This window comes from Streptomyces coacervatus, from assembly GCF_029223485.1.
In the GTDB taxonomy this organism is placed as follows: Bacteria; Actinomycetota; Actinomycetes; order Streptomycetales; family Streptomycetaceae; genus Streptomyces; species Streptomyces coacervatus.
The window spans coordinates 606,363-628,753 of the sequence record NZ_JARHTP010000001.1 but is presented as its reverse complement, the minus strand read 5'-3'; the positions used below and the strand labels follow the sequence as shown (position 1 = coordinate 628,753).

Sequence of the window (22,391 nt, the reverse complement as noted above, 5' to 3'; positions counted from 1 at the left end):
TCAGAATCTCTGCTCGCGGGCACGACCCCACACGAGGACTCCGTCCGCGGCAGGAGAGCGCCTGCCGCCCGTCACCCGACACCTCCCCCATTCCCGCACCTCATATCTAAATCTCGAACACTGGCCGATACTCCGGACTTCGACTCCGCGGTACCTCTGCCAGCACGTTTTCTCAGCAGAAGGACGGCCGGTTGTGAACACACAGCACGATGACCGCGCGAACCTCGAACCCTGCGTCATCGGGGTCGACTACGGGACGTTGTCCGGGCGGGCCGTAGTGGTCCGTGTCGCCGACGGCGCCGAACTCGCCGTCGCCGAGCACCCTTACACCCACGCCGTCCTCGACCGGCGGCTGCCCGACGGGACCCCGCTGCCGACCGACTGGGCCCTCCAGGTGCCCGCCGACTACATCGACGTCCTGCGCACCGCCGTACCCGAGGCGCTGGCCCGCTCCGGCGTACGGCCGGACCAAGTCATCGGCATCGGCACGGACTTCACCGCCTGCACGGTGCTGCCGGTGCTCGCCGACGGCACGCCCCTGTGCGAACTGCCTGGCCTCACCGGCCGGCCGCACGCCTACGTCAAACTGTGGCGCCACCACGCCGCACAGGCCCAGGCCGACCGCATCACCGCACTGGCCGACGCACGCAAGGAACCCTGGCTGCAGCGGTACGGCGGAAAGATCTCCTCGGAGTGGGAGTTCGCCAAGGCCCTGCAACTGCTGGAGGAGGACCCCGAACTCTACGAGTTGACCGACCGCTGGATCGAGGCCGCCGACTGGATCGTGTGGCGCCTGTCCGGCAGTTACGTCCGCAACGCCTGCACGGCGGGCTACAAGGGCCAGCTCCAGGACGGCAGTTACCCCTCCGCCGACTACCTCGCCGCGCTCAACCCCGGCTTCGCCGGCTTCGCGACCGACAAACTGGAGCAGCCGATCGGTCAACTCGGCGACCGAGCCGGGGGGTTGACGGCCGAGGCGGCGGCGTGGACTGGCCTGCCCGAAGGCATCGCCGTCTGCGTCGGGAACGTGGACGCCCATGTGACGGCGCCTGCGGCCACCGCGGTGGAACCCGGCCGGATGGTCGCCATCATGGGTACCTCCACCTGCCATGTGATGAGCAGCAACCAGTGGGCCGAAGTGCCGGGCATGTGCGGGGTCGTCGAGGGCGGCATCCTGCCGGGGCTGTGGGGCTACGAGGCCGGGCAGAGCGGCGTCGGGGACATCTTCGGCTGGTTCGTGCGCACCGGGTTCCCCGCGTCGTACGCCGAGGAGGCCGCCGCGCTCGGCCGCGACTCGCACGAACACCTCACCGCCCTGGCCGCCGAACAGCGGGTGGGCGAGCACGGGCTGATCGCCCTGGACTGGCAAAGCGGCAACCGCTCCGTGCTCGTCGACCACGACCTGAGCGGTGTCGTGGTCGGCCTGACGCTGTCCACCCGTCCGGAGGACGTCTACCGGGCGCTGCTGGAAGCCACCGCCTTCGGCACCCGCACCATCATCGAAGCCTTCGAGACCGCCGGCGTGCCGGTGGAGGAGCTGATCATCGCGGGCGGCCTGGCCAAGAACGCGCTGCTGATGCAGATCTATGCCGACGTCACCCGCCTCCCCCTCGGTGTCATCGACTCGGCACAGGGGCCCGCGCTCGGCGCGGCGATGCACGCGGCCGTCGCGGCCGGGGCGTACCCGGACATCCGGACCGCCGCCCACGCCATGGGCAAGGCCCGCCCTGCCGTCTACCCGCCGGATCCCGGGCGGGCCGCGGCCTACGACCGGCTGTACGCCGAATACCGGCTCCTGCACGACTACTTCGGCCGCGGCGCCAACGAGGTCATGCACCGCCTGCGCCGAATCCGCGCCCAGGCCTCCGCCTGAGCGGCACCCCCGCCCCGGTGGTCAACTCCCTTTGAAAGGAACCCTCATGGACACCGACGCCACGCCCTACCCCGACCAGGAGATCTGGTTTCTCACCGGAAGCCAGGGCCTGTACGGCGACGACATCCTGCACCAGGTCGCCGAACAGTCCCGGAGCATCTCCAAGACCCTCGGCGGTCCCGGGAAGATCCCAGTCAAGATCGTGTGGAAGCCGGTCCTCACCGACGCCGAGTCGATCCGGCGGCTGTGCCAGGAGGCGAGCTCCTCAGACACCTGCGTGGGCGTGATCGTGTGGATGCACACCTTCTCACCGGCCAAGATGTGGATCGCCGGACTCAGCACCCTGGACCGGCCCCTCCTGCACCTGCACACCCAGTACAACCTGTCGCTGCCCTGGCCGAGCATCGACATGGACTTCATGAACCTCAACCAGGCCGCCCACGGCGACCGCGAGTTCGGCCATATCGAGTCCCGTGTCGGCATCGACCGCAAGATCGTCGCCGGGCACGCCACCGACCCGAGGGTCGTACGGCGGATCGCGGCCTGGGCGCGGGCCGCCGTCGGCCGCCATGCCTCGCGCACCCTGCGCCTGGCCCGCTTCGGCGACAACATGCGCGATGTCGCCGTGACCGAGGGCGACAAGGTCGAGGCCCAACTGCGGTTCGGGTACTCCGTGAACACGTATGCCGTCAACGACCTGGTGGCCGTCGTGGACGAGGTCGAGGACAAGGAGGCAGCCCAACTCGCCGCCGAGTACGTCGAGTCGTACGACATGGTCCCCGCGCTGCGCCCCGGCGGCATCCGCCATGATTCGCTGCTGTACGCGGCCCGACAGGAGATCGGCCTGCGCGCCTTCCTCACCGAGGGCGGCTTCACCGCCTTCACCACCAACTTCGAGGACCTCGGTGGCCTGCGCCAGCTGCCCGGCCTCGCCGTCCAACGCCTGATGGCCGACGGCTACGGCTTCGGCGGCGAGGGCGACTGGAAGACCTCGGCCCTGCTGCGCACGATGAAGGTCATGGGCCAAGGCCGGCCCGGCGGCACCACCTTCATGGAGGACTACACCTACCACCTCGGCCCGGGCACCCCTCGCGTCCTCGGCGCCCACATGCTGGAGGTCTGCCCCTCGGTGGCCGACGGCCGCCCCAGCTGCCAGATCCACCCCCTGTCCATCGGCGGCCGCGAGGACCCGGTCCGCCTGGTCTTCAACGCGGCCCCCGGTCCCGCCACGGTCGTCGGCCTCTCCGACCTCGGCGACCGCTTCCGGCTGACCGCCAACACCGTGGACGTCATCACCCCCAGCGAACCCCTGCACCGCTTGCCGGTCGCCAGGGCCGTGTGGAAGCCACGCCCCTCTCTGGCGGAGTCGGCCGAGAGCTGGCTGCTCGCCGGCGCCCCGCACCACACCGTGCTCAGCTCGGCCGTCGACGTCGAGACACTCACCGACTACGCCGCCATGACCGGCGTCGAGCTGCTCACCATCGACGAGAACACCCACACCGAGCAGTTCGCCAAGGAAGTCCGCTGGAACGCCGCCTACCACCGCCTCGCCCAGGCCCTCTGACACCCGTGATCCACACGCAAGGAGACCACCGATGACCGCACGAGTCCGTGACGGCCTGCGGGACGAGGTACTGGCGGCCAACCTGTCGATCCCCCGGGCCGGTCTGGCCACGCTGACCTGGGGCAACGTGAGCGGTGTCGACCGCGAGGCGGGGGTCTTCGTCATCAAGCCCTCAGGCATCCCCTACGAGGACCTCGCCCTCGACCACCTGGTGACCGTCCGGCTGTCCGACGGCAGGGTCGTCGACGGCGAACTGCGCCCCTCCACCGACACCGAGACCCACCGCTGCCTCTATCTGGCCTTCCCCTCCATAGGCGGCGTCACCCACACCCACTCCACCCACGCGGTCGCCTTCGCCCAGGCCCGACGCGACATACCCGTCCTCGGCACCACCCACGCCGACACCTTCAACGGCCCCGTCCCCTGCACCCCTGACCTCACCGCCGACCAGTGCACGAAGGATTACGAGTACAACACCGGTCGCGTGATCGTCGACCTGCTGGAGAGCGACGACAGGCGGGCGGCCGAGGTCCCCGCCGCGCTCGTCGCCAACCACGGCCCCTTCACCTGGGGCAGCACCGCACGCAAGTCCCTGGAACACTCCATCATCTGCGAGGCCGTCGCCGAGATGGCCATCAACACTCTGACCCTCTCCCCCACCGCCCCGCCACCGCCGCACCTCCTGGCCCGCCACTACACCCGCAAACACGGCCCCGACGCCTACTACGGCAACCCGGCTCCCGAGCCCGCCGTCTGACGAGCCCTCTCCATCGCGCATGAGGCGGCTCCGACCAGCCAGGGCCGGCCGGAGCCGCCTCATGTCGAGCGAAACAGGTGCCCGTCGCAATACATGGCCGGTTCCGCCGGTGTGAACTATTCCCGCGTCACCGCATAACCAGATATTGACGGCCATCGAACCGTCAACAACACGGATTCCTCTTCCGCGAACCAGGAGTGGTCGACTCCGGGACCCCAGACAACGTAATCTCCTTGCCGCTCCAGAAAAATACTACGTTCTGGGAAATCCACGCGAAATCGGCCACTGATGAGCACCAAGAGAGCGGTCCGCTCTTCACCTCTCACCCACTGCAATCGCTCGTCACCACGTGGATGGATCCCCCACTTGACCTCTACCGCATCAGCATGGCGAGGATCATCGGCATCCTTGAAATGACCGAGCAACCATCCTCGATCCAGTGGCGCATCCTTGCCCGCATTTCCCACATACACACTCTCGTTCATAAATACAGAAGATATCAGCCGCATTGCCAATGAGAGTCCACCAATTTTACGAATACCTCGGCAACACGCCTTAGGTGCAAGGCCACGGTGAAGCGCAGCTGAGTACGCGTTCTATCGACCAGCGGTTCAGAAGTCAGGTTCCGGAATCGTTTGCCCGACCATCCCGACCCTTGCAGGGCCCCATCGGGGATCTGTCGCACCACTCTGATCGCCGGCGACCACATGCACAGGGCGCGGATTCCAGGCTCCTCATCTGCCACTATCCCGGCGACGATCGCTCCCATACTCATGGCGAGCAGCCCCATCCGATCGGGATCGGCGAAGTCCAGGAGACGCATCTGCCGTATGACAGACCGGACTTCGGCTACCTCGCCGGAGATCGTGATGCGGCCTACGCCTGGCTGACGCTCGTCAGCCCCGTTGGTTCCAGCCAGGGTTGAGGCACTCCACCCGGCACGCCTCCGCGGTCCGCGCTTCGACACCCGAGCACCCCTTATGGCCCGTCGGTGCGGCAAGCCGACAACAGCCCAGGTGGTTACGAATGACGCCGCCGTCGAAGTAGGCGCGTGTGCCGCTCTCCCCTCGCGGCGTGTTGCTGTTCATCCATCGCGCCGGAGATGCGGATCATCTGGTCTGTCAAGGCAGGCGCACCACCCGTCCATCGTGGGCACTGGACCGGGCGGCGTCCAGGACGGTGGCAGTGGCCACCGCATCCCAGGGGTCGACGGGAACAGGTCCCTTACCCCGGACTGCGGCGGCGAAGGCGGTATAGAACAGGTCCCACCTGCCGCGGTTCGAACGGATGGACTCGACAACGTCTCCGCGTCGAACCTGGCCCCAAAGGTCTTCGGGCTCGCTCCCCCAGCTGTCACCCTCGGATTGCGGGGTCGCACCGCGCATCAACGCGCGGTCCTGACTGTCCCTGTGGTCGATGACGAAGGTGCCCGTGGTCCCCGTGACGCGCAGACTGGGTCCCGCAGCACCCTGACGCCAGCTGCCCCACAGGTGGGACTGCACTCCGTTGCGATGAGTCAGTGCCAGGAAAACGTCGTCGTCGAGTCCGTCCTCGCCCTCGTGGTGGTGCATCTCCGCGTATACCCGCTCCACCGGGCCGGACAGCACCAGAGCCTGGTCGACCAAGTGGCTGCCGAAGTCGACGAGGGTGCCGCCGCCCGCGGCAGGAGCACCTGCTTCGGGGCTGAAGACCTCGAACCGGGACTCGTAGCGGAGCACGGTGCCGATTTCGCCGCTGTCCAGCAGTGTCCGCAGAGTCAGGAAGTCGGAGTCCCAACGGCGGTTCTGGTAGACCGTCAGCGGACGGCCTTGCTTCTCCGCGAACTCGACGGTCGCACGCGCCGAGGCCGCATCGAGTGCGAATGGCTTGTCGCAGACGACGGCCAGGCCCAGCTCCAGCGCCTGCCGCACCAAAGGGATGTGCGTGGCCGCGGGGGTGGAGACAACGACCGCCTCCGCGCCGGCGCGGGCCAGATCCTCCAGTGACTCGAAGGTCGGCCGGCGTACGTCCTGGGCGACCTGGGTCCGGCGCTCGGGCGAAGTGGTGACCACGCCCAGGAACTCGAATTCCGGGGCAGCTGCGAGCAGCGGGGCGTGGAAGACACGGCCGCCGAAGCCGTAGCCGATCAGTCCGATGCGTACGGGGGTGTCCAAGGGAGCTCCTCTGTCTTTCTCGGTCTTCCTTAGATGGGGAAAACGTGGTCCGGTCGGCCGGACAGGCGGGAATCGGACCCGCCCGCAGCCTCTATTTCCGCATTCATCCGTCAAGTGTGCGCCAGGTCAATGTTCCGGAGACGCAACGGTCAAAACGAGACGAGCACCGTCGGCGCCACCCAGCCGGATCCGCTGGGTTGTCCGCTCACCGCGGGTCGCGAGCCATGGGTTCTCGCCGGTGCCCGGATGGAGGACGAACTCGGGGAAGTCGCTGCTGTGGAGATGCAGACGCAGTCGGTGCCCGGTGCGCAGCCTGTATCCGGCGTGACCGAGGCTGAGCGTCAACCGCCTCGCCGGGTTCTCGATGTGTACGCGGCCATGGGCGACGAGTTCGGCGTCACCATTCGCGTGGACATCCAGCAGCTTCGCGAAGAGATGGGTGGAAGGTCCCGTGGTGGTGAGAGCAATGTCGAGGGAGACCGGGCCCGCCAGGTCGAGAGGTGCTGGGGTCGGTTCGGCGTCGAAGACCAGGACGTCGCGTCGCTTGGACCACTCGTGCAGGCGTGGGTTGGTCTGGAGGTAGGCGAAGGCGTTGGGTGCAGCCGAGGGCACCGGGTCCTCGGGGTCGTGGGTCCAGCTCGCCGCGCTGGGAATTTCGAGCGGGGTCGGGCTGAGCAGGCCGGGGGTGTCGCCGTCCGGGGTTCCGGCGTCCGGTCCCAGGTGGAGGCTCACGACCCGGCTGCCGGCTGGTGGCCAGTGAGCGTCCTTACGGAAGCCTTCCTCGCCGCCGTGGACGAGATGCCAGCGCACGCGCGGCAGGTCGGCGGGGTTGCCCTGTTGGCGCAGGAAGATGTCGAAGAAGTCGAGTGCCGGGTCGAGGTAGCCCGGCAGCAGGGCGCGGAACGCGTTCTGGTCGAGGGCGTGGTCGCGCGACTCGTCGTCGTAGGGGGCGCCGGAGAGGTGGTAGTTCTCGTGGTCGATGGCGTCGATCAGCAGGTACTGCTGGTTGGCCCAGTCGGGACGGCGGGCGAGTTCCTCGATGTCGCGCCAGTGCCAGGGGGCACAGTTGTCGTACCAGCCGACGGTGTGCAGGACCGGGACGGCCCGGTGGTCGAAGGGGTGGCCCTCGGGCCAGCGGCGCAGACGGACCTCCTCGGGGAAGGCGACGTCGAAGGAGGGTGAGCGGCGGCCCAGGGTCCGGAAGAACTCCTCGAAGGGGGCTATCAGGGGGCGGTGGCCGGGGTCCGGCTCCCATTCGTAGGTGTCGGGGCCGACGTAGTGGGTGGCCATGTAACCCAGGTGGATGCCCATCTCGACGTCCCGTGTGCCGTCGGGGTTGTCGACGACCTGGCCGAGTTCGGTGCCGGTGACGCGGGGCGCGATGGCGCGCAGTGCACGGTGTCCGCTCGCCACCGCGGCCCACTGGGTGTAGCCGTAGTACGAGTCGCCCCACATGCCGACGATGCCGTCGGACCAGGGCTGATGGGTGATCCACTCCAGGGTGTCGTAGCCGTCGTGGACCTCGTTGACGAACAGCAGGGTCTCGCCCTCGGAGCGGAACTTGCCGCGCACGTCCTGGACGGCGACACGGTAGCCGCGCCCGGTCAGGTAGCGGGCGATGAGCGGCATCGAGGCGTACGTCCCGGACTTGTCGTACGGCAGCCGGACCAGGATGGTCGGGCCGGGCTCGTCGACCGACTCACCCTCGGGCAGGTAGACGTCGGTGGCCAGCCGGACTCCGTCCCGCATCCGGACCCTGAACGGCAGGGCGGTGGGGTCGACGGGTGCGGGCGTGACGGTCTCGAAAGGCACGTTCACGGGGCAGCCTCACATGCTGTCGTGGGGTCGAGGCGCGGGCGGGAAGCCCGGCGGATTCGCCCACAGTGGCATCGCTGCCTTAGTTTTTCAATACCGACAAACAAAAGCTCGGCATCAGGAGCCTGATCGTCGCGGTGTGCGATGCTTCAGCCCATCTGATGCTCGGATCGCAGGGGAGGCACATCAGCCATGGGGCGCCCGAGTCTGGCCGCCGAGCGGCGGCAGCAGGTTCTTCAGGCGGCGAGCCGGTGCCTGGCCAGGAACGGACTGGCCGGCGCCACGCTGGAGAAGATCGCCGAGGAGTCCGGACTGAGCCGCAGCCACGTCCGGCACTACGTCGGCAACCGGGACGACCTGCTGCTCGCACTCGTGGAATGGGTACAGGAACGCGACGACCGAGCCTTCGCCACCGCCGTGGAGCAGGCCCCGCCCGAGCAGCGGCTCGGGGTCGCGATGGACCACCTCTTCGGCCCCTGGTTCCTGAGCGTGGGCGATGAGACCGCCGTCATTCTGGAGCTCATCAGGGCAGGTCAGAGCGATGAGAAGTTGCGTGAGGCGATGATGTCGGGCTACCGGCTGATGCTGGGCGCGATCGACTCGGGACTGGCCGCCGAGTTCCCGGACAGCACACCGGCCGTGCGGCGCGGCACCGCGTACGGCCTGCTGTGTCTGGCAATCGGCAACGCCGTGATCTCCGACCTTGATCGGCCACTGGGATCCGGCGGGCTGATCCGGGTGGCGGGCGAGGCCCTGGTGGCGCAGCTGGGCGCGGTCACGGCAGCGCGGGCATGACGCCTTCCCCAGGGGGGTGGGGAAACCTGGTCGTTACTTTGTCTTCGTTGACAAGGTATTCGGTCCCTGTCACTGTCGGGGAACCGCGACGAGCGGGACGGGCCCTCTTGCCGCCGCCTCGGCCTCGCGCCGCACCCCACCCCTGCCTGGGAGGCTTTCGTGTCCCCGAAGCTCCGTGCATCCCGCTTGCCGTTCCTGGCAGCCGTCCCCCTCCTGGGGCTCACGGCGTGTACCGGCGGCCAGTCGGCCGCTTCCGGCGGGAGCGCCTCGTCCGCTTCCACTCCCGCCGTGGAGGTGACCACGCCCGCGGCCAAGGGCGACATCAGCGCCCTCCGCTGGGACCTGCCCGCCGGCGAGCCCGCCAGCCTGGACTACGCACACGCCGGCGACTACAGCTCCAACGTCATGGTCGCCAACCTCTGCGACACCCTGGTCCGTATGAAGGCCGATCTCTCCTACGCGCCGGGCCTTGCGACCTCCTGGACCAACCCGAACTCCACCACCCTGATCTACAAGATCCGCGAGGGGGTGAAGTTCTGGGACGGCTCACCACTCACCGCCACCGACGTGGCCTACAGCCTCAACCGCAACCTCGACGACAAGGTCGCCTCCAACAACTTCCCCAACTTCGTCGACGTCACCTCCATCAAGGCCACCGGCCCGCTCGAGGTCACGGTGAAGTTCAAGCAGCCGGACGAGCTGTTCAACAAGGAGATGGCGGCCACCTCCGGGGTCATCGCCAAGGCCGACTTCATCAAGAAGAAGGGCAGCTCGTACGGCAAGGGCGCGAACGGTGTGATGTGCACCGGGCCTTTCAAGCTCGCGGACTGGAAGGCCAACACCAGCATCCGGCTGGTCCGCAACGACGCCTACTGGGACAAGGCGTTCCGTGCCCGCGCCGCCAAGGTCGACGTCTCCTTCGTCGCCGACACCACCAACCTGCCCCTGGGACTGAAGTCCGGCCAGCTCGACGGCGCCTTCGGCGTCCCCGCCGCCGCCCTCCCAGCCCTGGCGAACACGACGAACGGCGCCATCCACCAGGGCTCCGGCCTCAGCTCGTACCAGCTGGCCCCCAACGGCACTCCCGCGGGCAAGGACGAGCACATCCGCCTGGCCCTGCTCAAGGTGATCGACCGCAAGGCCCTCGCGACCGCCGTCTTCCGTAACAGCGCCACCCCGCTCTACACGTTCATCCCACTGTCGGGATGGGATGCGGAGGCGAAACAGACCTTCCAGAGCGCGTACGCCAAGCTCGACAAGCCCGGTTCCGGCGGTGACCCGGCCGCGGCGAAGAAGGAGCTCGCGCAGAGCCCGCTCAAGGACAACACTGTCACCATCGGTGTCCAGGCAGGCGATGCCACTGAGGTCACCACCGTCACCCTGATCCAGGAGCAGGCCCGCAGGATCGGACTCAAGGTGCAGATCAAGCAACTGCAGCCGCTCCAGTTCAACACCGCCTTCTACGACCCCAAGGCGCGGGCCGGCATCGACTTCCTGCTCACCAAGGGCTTCCTCAGCGTCGCCGACCCACTGGACTACCTCGCCCTCGGCCCGGTCCCGGACGGCCAGTTCAACTGGATCGGCTGGAACGACGCCAAGACCGCCGGTCTCATCGCCAAGGCCCGGCAGACCACGGACGCCGGCAAGCGCGCCGACTACATCGTCCAGGCGCAGGCCCGGTACGAGGCCGTCGCTTGGTCCGTCCCGCTGCTGAGCATCAACGAGGTCACCTACCTCAACAAGCGCGTCACCGGTGCCCCCCTCACCACCGCCGCGATCTTCCAGCCCTCGCTCGCCGTCATCGGCTCGGCCAAGTAAGGGGCTTCCACCATGCGCGCCGCACTCCGCACCGTCACAGGCGCTCTGCTGACCCTGCTCGCCTCCAGCCTGGTCATCTTCCTCGCGCTGGCGGCCTCGCCAGGCGACGCGGCCTCCCGGCTGGCCGGTTCCAAGGCCACCGCGGCGCAGATCGCGGTCATCCGCCACGCCAACGGCCTCGACCAACCCCTGCCGCTGCGCTACCTCCACTGGCTGAAGAGCTGCCTGCACGGCGACTTCGGGACCTCGCTCCAGTACCAGCAGAGCGTCTCCTCTCTCCTCGCACCCCGCGTCGGCCAGACCCTGGCCCTGGTCAGCCTGACCGCGCTGCTCATCATGGTCGGCGGGCTGGGCGCCGGAATCGTCGGAGCACTCAGCAGGCCCGGCTCCGCCGCCCTGACCGTCCTGTCCGGGGTCGGAGTCGCCGTGCCCTCCTTCGTCGCCGCGACCTTGCTCATCCAGGTCTTCGCCCTCTGGCTGGGCTGGCTGCCCGCGATCTCGACCGGCGTCGGCGGACTGCGCGGACTGATCCTTCCCGCCCTCGCGCTCGCCCTGTCCTGGGCTGCCTACCTGTCCCAGGTCGTGCGCGCGTCCCTGCGGGAACAACTCGGCCAGGAACACGTGGCCATCGCTCGTTCCCGGGGCCTGAGCCCGGCCGGAGTCTTCCGCCGGCACGTGCTGCGCAACGCGGCACCGGAGATCACCACCGTGTCCGGGCTCGCGGTCGCCGGACTCATCGCGGGCACGGTCGTCGTGGAGCAGGCCTTCGGCATCGGCGGCATCGGCTCGTTCCTCGTCCAGTCCGTCGCCGGCAAGGACAGCAACGTCGTCCTGGCGATCAGCCTGCTGATGGTGGCCGCCTTCATCCTCACCACCACCGCCACCGACCTCCTGCACCGCGCGCTCGATCCCCGCATCCGCGCCGCGGCCAAGACCCGCGAAGGGCAGGCCCGATGACGGCGACCGCTCTCACCCTCCCTGCGGAGAAGCCCGGCTGGAGAGGCCGCGTCGACATCCTCTCGGCCGCGCTCGGTGCCGTCATGGTCCTTCTGGCCCTCGCCGCCGTACCCGCCCCGCTGATCGCCCCGTACGATCCGACGGCGACCGACATCCTGGCCGCCAACTCCGGTCCCTCCCCAACCCATTGGCTGGGGGCCGACGATCTCGGCCGGGACGTCCTGTCCCGGCTGCTGTACGGCGCCCGACTCAGCCTGCTCGGTCCCACGCTGATCATCGCCACGGCCACCGTGCTGGGCACCGCCCTCGGCATCGCCTCCGCCTGGCTGGGCGGCTGGTTCGACGCGGTGACCAGCCGGATCCTCGACTTCTTCTTCGCCTTCCCCGGCCTGCTGCTGTCCGTCCTGGCTGTCGCCATGATCGGCACCGGATTCCTCGCCCCGGTCACCGCGCTCGCCCTCGCGTACACGCCGTACATCGCGCGCGTCACTCGCACCATCGCCGTCCGCGAACGCAACCTCGCCTACGTCGAGGCGCTGCGCAGCCACGGCCTCGGCGGCTGGGCCATCTGCCTGCGCCACTTGGCCCCGGCCGTGTGGCCGGTGATCCGCGCCCAGTCCGCGATCGCCTTCGGCTCGGCGCTGGTGGACCTGGCAGCGGTCTCCTACCTGGGACTCGGAGTCCAACCACCCTCCGCGGAATGGGGGTTGATGGTCGCCCAGGGGCAGTCGGCGCTGCTGGGCGGTGCACCTTGGCAGTCGCTCTCCGCGGGCGTGCTGATCATCTTCGTCGTCCTCGCCGTCAACACCATCGGCGAACGGACAGGCAACACGGACACGGCAGGAGCACGGGCATGAACGCGCCTACGGAAGAGCAGCCGCTGCTCGACATCGCCGACCTCCGCATCGACCTGCGGGACGGACGGACCGTGCTGCACGACGTCTCGTACGCCGTCCGGCCCGGTGACTCCCTGGGCCTGGTCGGCGAGTCCGGGTCGGGCAAGTCCATGAGCCTCAAGGCCGTGCTGCGCATGCTGCCCGCCGGGGCCCGCACAGCAGGCGGCATCAGCTTCGACGGACGCTCCGTGACCGCTATGAACCTGTCCGAGCTACGCGCTTTCCGCGCCGGCCAGGTAGCGATGATCCCGCAGGATCCGCGCACCGCCGCCAACCCCGTACGCACGATCGGCGACTTCCTTACCGAAGTCCTGGTCCGCTCGCGGGGCGTTGCACGCAGGCAGGCCGCCGAGCAGGCGATACGGCAGCTCGCCGAGGTCGGCATCCCCGACGGAGAGCAGCGGCTGCGCCAGCACCCGCACCAGCTGTCAGGCGGTCTCCTCCAGCGCGTGATGATCGCCGCGGCCCTGGCCGCCGAACCCCGGCTGCTGCTCGCCGACGAGCCGACCACCGCGCTCGACGTGACCACCCAGCAGGAGGTGATGGCCATCCTCGACGAACAGCGCCACCGGCACCGCCTCGCCATGGTGCTGGTCACCCACGACCTCGATCTGGCCGCTGCGGTCACCGACCGCATCGCCGTGATGTACGCCGGCACCATCGTGGAACTCGCCCTTTCCGAAGGTCTGCATCGCACCGCCCAACACCCCTACACCGCAGGCTTGTTGCGCTCCCGTCCGGCGGTCGGCACCCGGGCTCGCCCGGTCAGCCTTCCCGGCCGGTCTCTGTCGGCGTTCGAGGCCGGGACGGGATGCGTCTTCGCCGACCGCTGCGCCTTCGCCGAGGAGCGCTGCCGTTCGGTCCGGCCGCGACTCGAAGCACACGGCACCCACCTGGTCGCCTGCCACCGGGTGGCCGAACTCACCGCCGCCGGAAGCCTCCTGGAGACGACACCATGACCACGCCCGTTCTGGAAGCCACCGGGCTGCGCAAGGAGTTCGACGGCGGCAGGGTCGCCGTCGACGACGTGTCCCTGACCCTCCCGCCCGGCGGATCGATGGGTATCGTCGGCGAGTCCGGCTCCGGCAAGACCACCGTCGCCCGGATGCTCGTAGGCCTGGAGACCCCGACGGCGGGCACCGTCAGCATCGATGGCGAATCACTGAACACGGGCAGGTCCACCCGCCACGGCCGCGCCGAGCGGCTGAGGCGCGCCCGCCGGATCCAGCTCGTCTTCCAGGACCCGTACGCCTCCCTCGATCCCCGCCAGACCATTGGCGTGGGCATTGATGAGCTCCTGCGCCTGCACGAACCCGACCGCGACCGGCGCCGTGACCGTGCCGCCGAGCTCCTCGACCAAGTAGGCCTGGACGCCCGGATGGCACGCTCGACACCGAGTGCCCTCTCGGGCGGGCAGCGCCAGCGGGTGGCCATGGCCCGTGCCCTCGTGTCCCGCCCGAAAGTCCTTGTACTCGACGAGGCGGTCTCCGCGCTCGACGTGTCCATCCAGGCGCAGGTGCTCAATCTCCTCGCCGACCTGCGCGACGAACTCGGCATCGGCTACCTCTTCGTCACCCACGACCTCGCCGTGGTACAGCAGGTCACCGATGAGCTGATCGTGATGCACCAGGGCCGTGTCGTCGAGCGCGGCACCACCGACCAGGTACTCACCGCACCCGAACACGCCTACACCCGTGACCTGTTGGCAGCTGTCCCCCGCGAGGGCTGGCGCCCAGTCCGCCACCTGTGACACCCGTGCGCATCTTGCATCGAGACAGACGTCCGGCGTCGGCCCCCGCGAGTCGACAGCACTGAAGTGGACACGCAGCCCACCGATGCAGGCACGGCGCCACGTGACGGCCCGAGCCCATCCCGGCTCAGCCCAACAAGGGATTGCATGCTCTGAACAGGCCATTTGCCGATCCCCTTCCGTGAGACGGAAGAGGTATTGCGGCGCCGCGACGCGCTTCCGGACGATGTCGCCATCACCCAACGACGGGAGCCGCAGCCATGCCGCACACCACCGCCTTCGCCAGGAACCAGTGGTACAGCTAGCGCATCTTTCTGACCTGCGCTTATGCGAGGCGATGAGGCTGTGACCTGCTAGGACGGGTTGCAGAGGCGAGCGGAGGCAGTCAGAGGAAACCGCTCTGATTCGACCCCGGTTCGACCCGGGTCGCTCGGAGGCAGTCAGAGGCAACAGCCTCTTCAACAGGCCTCTGGAGGACCTGAGTTGACCGGTGTGGATCAAGAGTGGGACCACTCTGGCGGGGCTCTGATTCGACCTCGGTCGAGCTGCGATGGGGACGCCTGCCTCCGCTCGGGGCCAGGCTTGCGAGGGCCTCCAGGACGGCAATCCTGGAGGCTTCGCTGGCACCGATGGAGGTCGATTCCGGACACCACCCGTGGTTTTAGCGGGCCTGGGTGGCGTCCACGTCTTTGCGAGACGACCCCACCGTGACGCACAACACCCATCACGACCTCTCTCGACCAAACGCATCCCAATTCAACGGCGTTGTTCTGGGCTACGCCCAACTTCCGTCGGCCGCAACCGATCTCATTCTGCTCGGAGACCTCACCGGCCGCTACGCCACCGGAAGTTACAGCCGACTCTCCTCCGACGGCCGGACCGTGATCCCCCGCGGGGACCGCCAGGGCGCGGCCGAGCACGGACACCGGATCACCGCGGCCATCGCCTGCCACGTCGCCCGCGCCGGCGGCAGCATCGACCAGCTCACCCAACTCCTGCTGCACCCCGAGCACGAAGGCGGACGGCACACCCGCAGCATCGCGCTGCGCTCCGGGCAGACACGCGCCCTGGACTACATCCGCCGGGTCTGGAACAGCGCTTCCAAGACGATCAGCACCACCATCGCGCTGAGCTCCCGGCACGACGCGTACGAGGTTCTCGCCGCGCTGCGGGACCGCATCGAGACCACGCCCTGGCGCGGGGAGCGAGGACGGACCGCGCTGCGGGTGCTGCGGGCGCACCTGAACTTCGCCGAGACCGCGGGCGGCCCCCTGCACCACGCCAGTGAGCGGCAGACCGCAGAGGAAGCCGGAGTCTCCCGCACGACGCTGCGGGTCGTCTACGAGACGATCCTGAAGCCGGGAGGCTGGTTGCGGCGTCTGCGGGTGGGTCATGGCCGGGAGGGTTCGACCTGGTACCTGGGCAACGGCAACATCGCGGGTCACGGTGGCCCGGCTCTGTTGTCTCGTTTCCGGTCCACTCAGTTCCCCCCCGACCCGGCACTTGGGGAGTGGACCACCTCTGAGACGGCCACGACGGCCGACATCGACTCCACCGTACTCAGCCGACTCATGGGCCACGACGCCTTCGCCCACCACGCCCTCGGCAGCGCCGCCCTCGTGATCATCAGCGCCCTGCACGTGCACCCGAACCAGACGGTCATTGAGCTCGTCGGCACTACCTCGGTCTCCCGCGCCACCACCTACCGGACCCTGAAACGCCTCGCCGACCACGGCCTCATCCAGCACACCGGTGAGACCTGGACCCTCGCGCCACGTGCCCTCGAGGGCTTCGGCATCCGCCTCCCGGACGCCGACAACGACCACACCGCAGCGCCGGCACAGGGCTGGACCAAGGTCGCCAAGCAACACGGCACCTGGGGCATCGCGGCCCGGCGCAAGGCCCTTCACACGGCGGAGCGGGCGGCCTACCAGGAGGCACTGGACCGGTTTGCGGAGCACCGCAGCAGGGCTGTAGTGATCGTCCGCGACGGCCGTCAGGTCCTGGTACCCGTGCCGCGCCCCGACGAGATCCCGCCCACGTGGCACGCCCCCGACGGGCGCGTCCTCGACCCGGCCACAGGACGCCCGGCCGCCGACTGGCGGGTCGCCACAGACGGCCGGCTGATCCTCATCACCCCATCCGACCAGCGCAGTTACGACGAGCTGGCCGCCGCCCATGCCGAAGCCCTCAGCGAATGGGAGTCCGTCGCATGAACCCAGAACCCCCGGTCACCCCTGACGCGAGCGAGGCGGTGACACCCCAAGCCCTGCGCCAGCAGTACGAGGCCGGTGCCACGGTCGACGAACTCGTCACCGCCAGCGGCCTGTCCTACGGCACCGTCCTCAATCGGCTGCACGACGCAGGGACCGTCATGCGCAGCTCCTGGCAGACCCGCCGGATGCGGCAGAACCCCCATGCCCGCCAGCGACTCGCGGCCCGTCTGCGCACCCTGTACGAGCAGCACGGCGCAACTCTTACCGAACTCGCCGCAGCGGCGGGAGAGACGAGGCGGAGTGCCCGGCGCCTGCTGATCGAGGCCGGCGGCACTGTACGCACCACCCAGCAGACCCTGAGGGTGCGCGCGGCAGCCCGGGCCGCCGAACGGTACAAGGTCGCGCTGTCCCTGCGCGCACGGTACGAAGCCGGAGCCACGGTCCCCGAGCTCGCCAGGGAGCACAGCTACTCCGTCGCCACCGTTTACCGGCTCCTGCACCAAGCAGGCACCCGCATGCGGCCCCAGCACCACCACGGACCGGCCCACGACGCGAGGAAGCGGCCATGAGCCACCACGTCCTCGTGGGTGTTCCCGACCCTGCCTGGCAGACCACGAAGGCGGCCGTGCGCCATGCCGGCCGCGCTAGGGCAGCACGGGCACCCCCGTCGTCGTCCCGCTCGCCGACGCGCGCACAACACGACACCCCGACCCATTTCAGGAGATCAAGCACACGTGAACGAGAACACCCGTCACAAGACCCTGGCCGCAGCCACAGAACACGTCTGGGACGCGTTCGTGATCGTCGTCGGCATGCTCAAGGGCGGCACCGGCAAGACCACCTCGGCCTGGTTCATCGCCCTCTACTACGCCGTCGTCCTGGGCCTGCCCACGTTGCTGCTGGACGCCGACGCGACGAGCCAGTCCGCCTACGACTGGTTCAAGGTCGCCCAGGCCGCCGGCTTCGAGATTCCCGAGAACCTGGTCGTCGAGCGGTACCCGTTCGACGACATCGCCGAGTACATCCGGGTCAAGCGCGCCGAGTTCGGCGCGATCGTGGTCGACGCCGGCGGCGGCAGCGCCCGCATCTTCCACGAGGCTGTAACCGAGGCGAACCTGCTGCTCGTGCCGGTCGCCCCCACCAAGATCGAGCGCCGCAAGCTCGTGGCCACCTTCGACGAAGCCGAGCGCGCCGCCGCACGCAACGACCACGGCGTCACCGCCCACGTCGTCATGGTCAAAGCCGACGACCGCACCAGCCTGCCCAGTCGGGCAAAGGACCAACTCCTCGACCCTGACCAGGGCGAGGGCATCGGCCCGGACCGCGACGAGGCCTTCCCGCTCGCCGACACCACCATCCACTCCTGGGTCCACTACATGGAGGCCTTCGGCGAGATCCCGACCGAACTGAGCGAGTACGCCGAGCTCATGAAGGAGCTGACCGCAGCATGACCGAAAAGAACGAGAAGCTGAAGCCTCCGGCCCGCCGCGCCGGTCGCACCCTCGGCGGCGGGACGAAGAAGGCGGCTCCGCCGCCCCCTCCCCCGGCCGCCGAGCTCACCCCCGAGCAATACGCCGCCGAACAGGCCGCCACCCAGGACAACGGCCATCCCTCTGCCAGCGAGCCGCAGGCTCAGCCCACGCCTCCCGCCGTTCCCACCGAGGCGTCGGCGCAGGGCCGAACCGAGGCGGTACCCGAAGTCACACAGAGCTACGCGAAGCAGACCGCCCAGACGCCGGCCGGCTTCGTGCCGGAGCCGGCCGCCAGTTCGCCGGTTGGCGCGAAGGTCGTCGCCCCCGAGGCGGGGCCCGGTGGGGAGCCGGTGGAGCAGCAGGTGACGCCTGTAGTCCCGGCCCACGAACCTGCAGCTCCTGCGGTGCGGCCGGCGCAGCCGAGCGAACCCGCTGCGCAGCATGGCCCGTCTCCCGTCACGTCCGCGGCTGCTGGCGCGGCTCCGGCCGCCGAGGTGGCAGTTCGTCCGGCAGCTTCACCGGTCGCGGGCGGTGCCGCGTTCCCGGTGAGGACCGATGGTCCGGGATCTCACCAAGAGCAGTACGTGCGACCGGATGCAGAACCCAGCGAAGGAACGCCGTGGGCTCACGGCCCTGGTCGTCCCAAGGACATCCCCGAGACGGCCGTGATCCTCAACCAGCGCATCATCACGCGCGAGAGCCTCGACTCGTCGGTCCCCGCCGCGCTGAAGCTCAAGAAGCGGATCAAGCGCTTCGCGCTCGACAACGAACTCGACCACCTGCCCATCGGCGACATCGTCTCGGTCGCCCTGGACGAATGGCTCACCGCACGCGGCTTCTGACGCGGCGTACATCTCCCGGGGTGTCCGCGAACGCTTCTCCCGTTCGCGGACACCCGTCCCACCGACTATTCCACTAGTCGACTAGGCGGCTAGGCGGCTAGGCGGCTAGGCGGCTAGCTAGTCGACTAGTGGGCCGGACTGGAGCAGCCCATGGCCGATCTCTCGCACCACGCCCGTCAGCTGCGGGAACTGGCTGACGCTCTCGACGCGCAATCCGACCCGACCGACGACCCGTTGGCGCCTCATCCGGACACTCTGGAGGTCATCAGTGGCCGTCATACCAGTCGTGGGCAGATCAACTACGCCGTCCCCGACGCCCTCCAACTCCAGCGGCGCATCCGCCGGTACCACGCGGACCACGGCGTCCAGCACGGTGACATCGTCGCCATAGCTCTCGACGCATTTCTTCGCGCCAAGGGCTACCCTCCCGACCTCACCCCGCCCAAGGCCGAACAACAGTGATCACACCCCCGGCCCGCGAGGCCTTGCGCTGTGGGCGAGGTCAGTGAAGCCCTCGAATTGTCCAGGTGCCCAGCCTCCGAGTCTCCTCCCGCATGCGTGCATGGGTCGTTGTCGGTGGTCCCTCCTATCCTGAGTTGACCTGGACCAGGTGTGAAGGACGGAGGATCACTCCATGGGGTGGGACAACAACGCGTGGCCTCGGCCTCCCAGATCCGGCCGGGCTACGGCGGGCACTCCGGTGTCCTTCTCGAAGCACTGATCGGATGCCGCAGCGCAGCGTCCAGCAGCGGGCTGGGTTCCGGGGCGAGGCATTCGTCGACAAGGCCGTCTCCGACGCCGGCCATGTGTGGAACGACACGAAACGTGACTTCGCCATCGATGGTCAGATCGAGTTCGTGGACGCCGATCGGGAAGTCACCGGTGTCGCCGTCCTGGCCCAGGTGAAGGGCACAGAAGTCGGGTTTCGGGGCGAGACCGCGACCGAATTCAAGTTCACGTGCAAGGCCGACCACATCGCCTACTGGCTGCGGCTGGGCCGTCCGGTCGTGCTCATCTCCCGCCGGCACGCGGACGCCCGAGGACCGTGTCATCGACGGCGTGTGGAGCCGGATGCGGTTCGACATCGTCCGGTGGCTTTCGGTGGCGCCGGCGAGGCCGGTTGGATCACTCCGGGGCGGGGTCATCCGGGGGTGCCAGGTGGCTCGGCGGAAGTCGACGACGAGCTGTGGGCGGCTGTCCAGCCACTGCTGCCTCGCCGACCCACTACCGTTGCCGCGGCGGTGAGCACAAAGGATGCCGCAAGTAGTTGGCCTGTCCAACAAGGCCGCCGGTAAGGTCGTCCATGTGACAGGGGAAGAGGCGACACCAGGAAAGTCGGGAGCGGCGTCCGGCAGGCAGCAGCGCCGGAGGCACCCTGATGATCCCGGTCGTCAGCGCGACCCGGTGGGCACCCGGCGGGCCATTCTGGCCGCCGCCGGCGCGGAGTTCGCCGCCCACGGTTTCGACGGGGCCCGGGTCGTGCGGATCGCGGAGTCGGCCGGCGTCAGCCATCAGCTGATCACCTACTACTTCGGGGGCAAACGCGGGCTGTACGAGGCGCTGAGCGATCAGTGGCTCGAGGAGTCCATGCGCGTCAGCCAGGCCCGTACCTTCGCGGATGCCGCGCGGCGCTACGTCCACTGGGCGCATGAGGACCCCGCGTGGGTGCACACGCTGACGCGCGAAGAGCCCGGCACGCGCCCGCCCGCAGAGGACGAGCGGGCCGCCGAGCTGTTCAAGCACGTCGAGGAACTCCGCGCCCGGCAGGCGCGCGGTGAATTCCGGAGCGACCTCGACGTGGGGGCCGTGGCCCTCGTCTTCTTCGCCGCCTCGATCGCTCCGGTGGCCATCCCGTGGATCGCCCGTGAACTCGGCCAACAGGACCCAGAATCACCGGAGTTCATCGACCACTACGCGGAGCAGGTGGGCCGGATCGTCTCCGCGCTCGCCGAAGCGACAACAGCGACACAGGCGGCACAGGACGAGGGCTCGCCGGTGGACGGCGAGCCCCAGGACTGACGACCACCGGATCCCCGACCGGATCCCTGGGTTCCGGGAGTCCGTGCGCCGCTCAGCCGGGCGGCAGCCGCCGGGCCATCTGGAGGTGCGCCAGCTGCCAGCCGCCCGACGGGGAGCGCACCCAGACCCGGGTGACGGCGGCCTGGATGACGAACGGGGTCAGCTCGGGCACGAAGGCGACCCGCATCTCCTGGAGACAGCTGACCACGGCCGTGGTGCCGAAGCTCTGGACGGTCACGTCATGGGTGTCCACCTGACTGGTACGCCCCAGGCGTGCCGCGTACCGCAACCAGTCGTCGACGCCGTGGATGTGGCCCACCGCCGAGTGCACGATCACGCAGTCGGGATGCATCAGGTCGCGGAGCACCGGTTCCGGGTCCGGGAGGGTCTGTGCGGCGAGCCAGGCGGCCTCGGCCTCCTCGACCGTTGCGGGAGCGGAGGCGGGGACGGGGGCAGCGGCGGCGAGGTCTTTCGCCACGGTCGATGAGGTGGTCACAGCTCCAGCTCCAGGATCGGGGACTTCGACCGGGACGAACATGGGGTGAACAGACCCGCCCCGCGCTCCTCGTCGGTCAGGACGTCGTCCCGGTGGTCGGGCTCACCGGCGCGCACCCGCACGATGCATTCGCCGCAGATGCCCTGTCCACACGAGTTGGGCGCCTCGACCCCGTTCGCCAGCAGGACGTCCAGGACGCTCTGGTCCTCGGGAACGAGGTACTCCGCTCCCGTGGAGGACAGGCGCACGGTGAATCCGCCCTCCCCTCCCTCGCCGGGCTCGGCCGCGACTGGGGGCAAGGCGCTGAAGCGCTCCTTGTGCAGGGCGGACACGGGCCATCCGAGCTCGGCCGCCCGCCCCAGCGCGTAGTCCATGAACCCGCCGGGGCCGCAGACGTAGACCGCGGTCCCAGGGGCGGGGTCCCCCAAGTCGCTTCCCAGATCCAGGCGTTGCTCCGGGGGCTCGTCGTCGAAGTGGAGTGTGACCCGCGGATGGTTCTCCAGGTCGGCGAGGAACGCGGCCTCGCTCCGGCTGCGGGCGCAGTAGTGCAGGTGGTAGTCGCCCCCGGTGGCGTCGAGGCTCTGGGCCATCGACAGCAGCGGGGTGATGCCGATGCCGCCCGCGAGAAGCACGTGCCGGCGCGCGGACGTCAGGCCGAAGCGGTTGCGCGGTGCGGCGATGCGCAGCGTGTCGCCCTCGGCGAGGGCGTGCATGGCGCGTGAACCGCCGCGCGAGGCGGGCTCGTCGAGGACCGCGAGCCGGTACTGCTTGCGGATGCCCGGTGGTCCGCACAGGGAGTACTGCCGGATCAGTCCCGCCGTACCGACCTGTACGTCGATGTGGGCGCCCGGCTCGTACTCCCACAGTTCGTCGCCGTCGGCCCGTGCGAGGTCGAAGACCGCGATTCTCGGCGTGGCGTCGTACCGGGCCACGACGACCGCGTCCGTCCAGGTGGTGCTCACGTTTCG

21 protein-coding genes are annotated in these 22,391 nt (G+C 69.2%); 16 read left to right on the top strand and 5 right to left on the bottom strand.

What is annotated here, in order from left to right; all coding sequences use genetic code 11:
• Positions 1 to 193 precede the first annotated feature (193 nt).
• From araB to araD, 3 genes are read left to right on the top strand one after another with little or no spacing between them, the layout of a single operon-like run.
• Positions 194 to 1,873: a ribulokinase gene (araB, locus tag P2Q00_RS02760; protein WP_275769035.1), complete on the top strand. Its 1,680-nt coding sequence runs from the start codon at positions 194 to 196 to the stop codon at positions 1,871 to 1,873.
• A 46-nt stretch (positions 1,874 to 1,919) separates the two neighbouring features.
• The gene (araA, locus tag P2Q00_RS02755) at positions 1,920 to 3,437 is read left to right on the top strand and encodes an L-arabinose isomerase (protein WP_275769033.1); all 1,518 of its coding nucleotides are present in this window, start codon (positions 1,920 to 1,922) and stop codon (positions 3,435 to 3,437) included.
• Between the two features lie 31 nt (positions 3,438 to 3,468).
• Positions 3,469 to 4,194: an L-ribulose-5-phosphate 4-epimerase AraD gene (gene araD, locus P2Q00_RS02750; protein WP_275769031.1), complete on the top strand. Its 726-nt coding sequence runs from the start codon at positions 3,469 to 3,471 to the stop codon at positions 4,192 to 4,194.
• Positions 4,195 to 4,310: 116 nt separating this feature from the next.
• On the opposite strand, the gene P2Q00_RS02745 is transcribed toward araD, so the two are convergent.
• The 3 genes from P2Q00_RS02745 to P2Q00_RS02735 form a co-directional block, all read right to left on the bottom strand.
• A complete protein-coding gene (locus P2Q00_RS02745) occupies positions 4,311 to 4,679 on the bottom strand; it encodes a cupin domain-containing protein (RefSeq protein ID WP_275769029.1) in 369 nt (122 codons plus the stop codon).
• Positions 4,680 to 5,315: 636 nt separating this feature from the next.
• On the bottom strand, positions 5,316 to 6,347 hold the full coding sequence (locus tag P2Q00_RS02740) for a Gfo/Idh/MocA family protein (RefSeq protein ID WP_275769028.1): 1,032 nt from the start codon (positions 6,345 to 6,347) through the stop codon (positions 5,316 to 5,318).
• Between the two features lie 126 nt (positions 6,348 to 6,473).
• Positions 6,474 to 8,165 (bottom strand): CocE/NonD family hydrolase, encoded by a 1,692-nt coding sequence (locus P2Q00_RS02735; RefSeq protein ID WP_275769027.1) that lies wholly within the window; start codon positions 8,163 to 8,165, stop codon positions 6,474 to 6,476.
• A 189-nt stretch (positions 8,166 to 8,354) separates the two neighbouring features.
• Here P2Q00_RS02735 and P2Q00_RS02730 point away from each other — a divergent pair, with 189 nt between their 5' ends.
• The 13 genes from P2Q00_RS02730 to P2Q00_RS02670 all read left to right on the top strand — a co-directional run bounded on the left by P2Q00_RS02730 (position 8,355) and on the right by P2Q00_RS02670 (position 20,927).
• Positions 8,355 to 8,957, top strand: a complete 603-nt coding sequence (locus tag P2Q00_RS02730) for a TetR/AcrR family transcriptional regulator (protein WP_275769026.1) — start codon at positions 8,355 to 8,357, stop codon at positions 8,955 to 8,957.
• A 159-nt stretch (positions 8,958 to 9,116) separates the two neighbouring features.
• The gene (locus P2Q00_RS02725; RefSeq protein ID WP_275769024.1) at positions 9,117 to 10,775 is read left to right on the top strand and encodes an ABC transporter substrate-binding protein; all 1,659 of its coding nucleotides are present in this window, start codon (positions 9,117 to 9,119) and stop codon (positions 10,773 to 10,775) included.
• 12 nt (positions 10,776 to 10,787) lie between these two features.
• Positions 10,788 to 11,732 (top strand): ABC transporter permease, encoded by a 945-nt coding sequence (locus P2Q00_RS02720; protein ID WP_275769022.1) that lies wholly within the window; start codon positions 10,788 to 10,790, stop codon positions 11,730 to 11,732.
• Positions 11,729 to 12,589, top strand: coding sequence for an ABC transporter permease (locus P2Q00_RS02715; RefSeq protein WP_275769021.1), 861 nt, complete (start codon positions 11,729 to 11,731; stop codon positions 12,587 to 12,589). The genes P2Q00_RS02720 and P2Q00_RS02715 overlap by 4 nt, the downstream gene beginning before the upstream one ends.
• Positions 12,586 to 13,587, top strand: a complete 1,002-nt coding sequence (locus P2Q00_RS02710; protein WP_275769020.1) for an ABC transporter ATP-binding protein — start codon at positions 12,586 to 12,588, stop codon at positions 13,585 to 13,587. Before P2Q00_RS02715 ends, P2Q00_RS02710 begins: the two co-directional genes overlap by 4 nt.
• Positions 13,584 to 14,378 carry an ABC transporter ATP-binding protein gene (locus tag P2Q00_RS02705; RefSeq protein ID WP_275769019.1) on the top strand — a complete coding sequence of 265 codons (795 nt, stop codon included), beginning with the start codon at positions 13,584 to 13,586 and terminating at the stop codon, positions 14,376 to 14,378. The genes P2Q00_RS02710 and P2Q00_RS02705 overlap by 4 nt, the downstream gene beginning before the upstream one ends.
• 707 nt (positions 14,379 to 15,085) lie before the next feature.
• A complete protein-coding gene (locus P2Q00_RS02700; protein WP_275769018.1) occupies positions 15,086 to 16,594 on the top strand; it encodes a winged helix DNA-binding protein in 1,509 nt (502 codons plus the stop codon).
• Positions 16,591 to 17,163 carry a helix-turn-helix domain-containing protein gene (locus P2Q00_RS02695; protein ID WP_275769017.1) on the top strand — a complete coding sequence of 191 codons (573 nt, stop codon included), beginning with the start codon at positions 16,591 to 16,593 and terminating at the stop codon, positions 17,161 to 17,163. Before P2Q00_RS02700 ends, P2Q00_RS02695 begins: the two co-directional genes overlap by 4 nt.
• Positions 17,164 to 17,328: 165 nt before the next feature.
• Complete coding sequence (locus tag P2Q00_RS02690; protein ID WP_275769016.1) at positions 17,329 to 18,045, top strand: ParA family protein; 717 nt, start codon at positions 17,329 to 17,331, stop codon at positions 18,043 to 18,045.
• Positions 18,042 to 18,908: a hypothetical protein gene (locus P2Q00_RS02685; RefSeq protein WP_275769014.1), complete on the top strand. Its 867-nt coding sequence runs from the start codon at positions 18,042 to 18,044 to the stop codon at positions 18,906 to 18,908. Before P2Q00_RS02690 ends, P2Q00_RS02685 begins: the two co-directional genes overlap by 4 nt.
• Before the next feature lie 150 nt (positions 18,909 to 19,058).
• Positions 19,059 to 19,370, top strand: coding sequence for a hypothetical protein (locus P2Q00_RS02680; protein WP_275769012.1), 312 nt, complete (start codon positions 19,059 to 19,061; stop codon positions 19,368 to 19,370).
• Between the two features lie 92 nt (positions 19,371 to 19,462).
• Entirely contained in the window at positions 19,463 to 20,203 is a 741-nt protein-coding gene (locus P2Q00_RS50905) for a DUF4365 domain-containing protein (RefSeq protein WP_369293664.1), read from the top strand.
• Positions 20,163 to 20,927, top strand: a complete 765-nt coding sequence (locus P2Q00_RS02670) for a TetR/AcrR family transcriptional regulator (RefSeq protein WP_275769009.1) — start codon at positions 20,163 to 20,165, stop codon at positions 20,925 to 20,927. Before P2Q00_RS50905 ends, P2Q00_RS02670 begins: the two co-directional genes overlap by 41 nt.
• A gap of 52 nt (positions 20,928 to 20,979) precedes the next feature.
• Here the strand turns inward: P2Q00_RS02670 and P2Q00_RS02665 are convergent, their stop codons facing one another.
• Both P2Q00_RS02665 and P2Q00_RS02660 read right to left on the bottom strand, forming a co-directional pair.
• On the bottom strand, positions 20,980 to 21,423 hold the full coding sequence (locus P2Q00_RS02665) for a YybH family protein (protein ID WP_275769008.1): 444 nt from the start codon (positions 21,421 to 21,423) through the stop codon (positions 20,980 to 20,982).
• Positions 21,420 to 22,385 carry a PDR/VanB family oxidoreductase gene (locus P2Q00_RS02660; protein WP_275769007.1) on the bottom strand — a complete coding sequence of 322 codons (966 nt, stop codon included), beginning with the start codon at positions 22,383 to 22,385 and terminating at the stop codon, positions 21,420 to 21,422. Before P2Q00_RS02660 ends, P2Q00_RS02665 begins: the two co-directional genes overlap by 4 nt.
• Positions 22,386 to 22,391 lie beyond the last annotated feature (6 nt).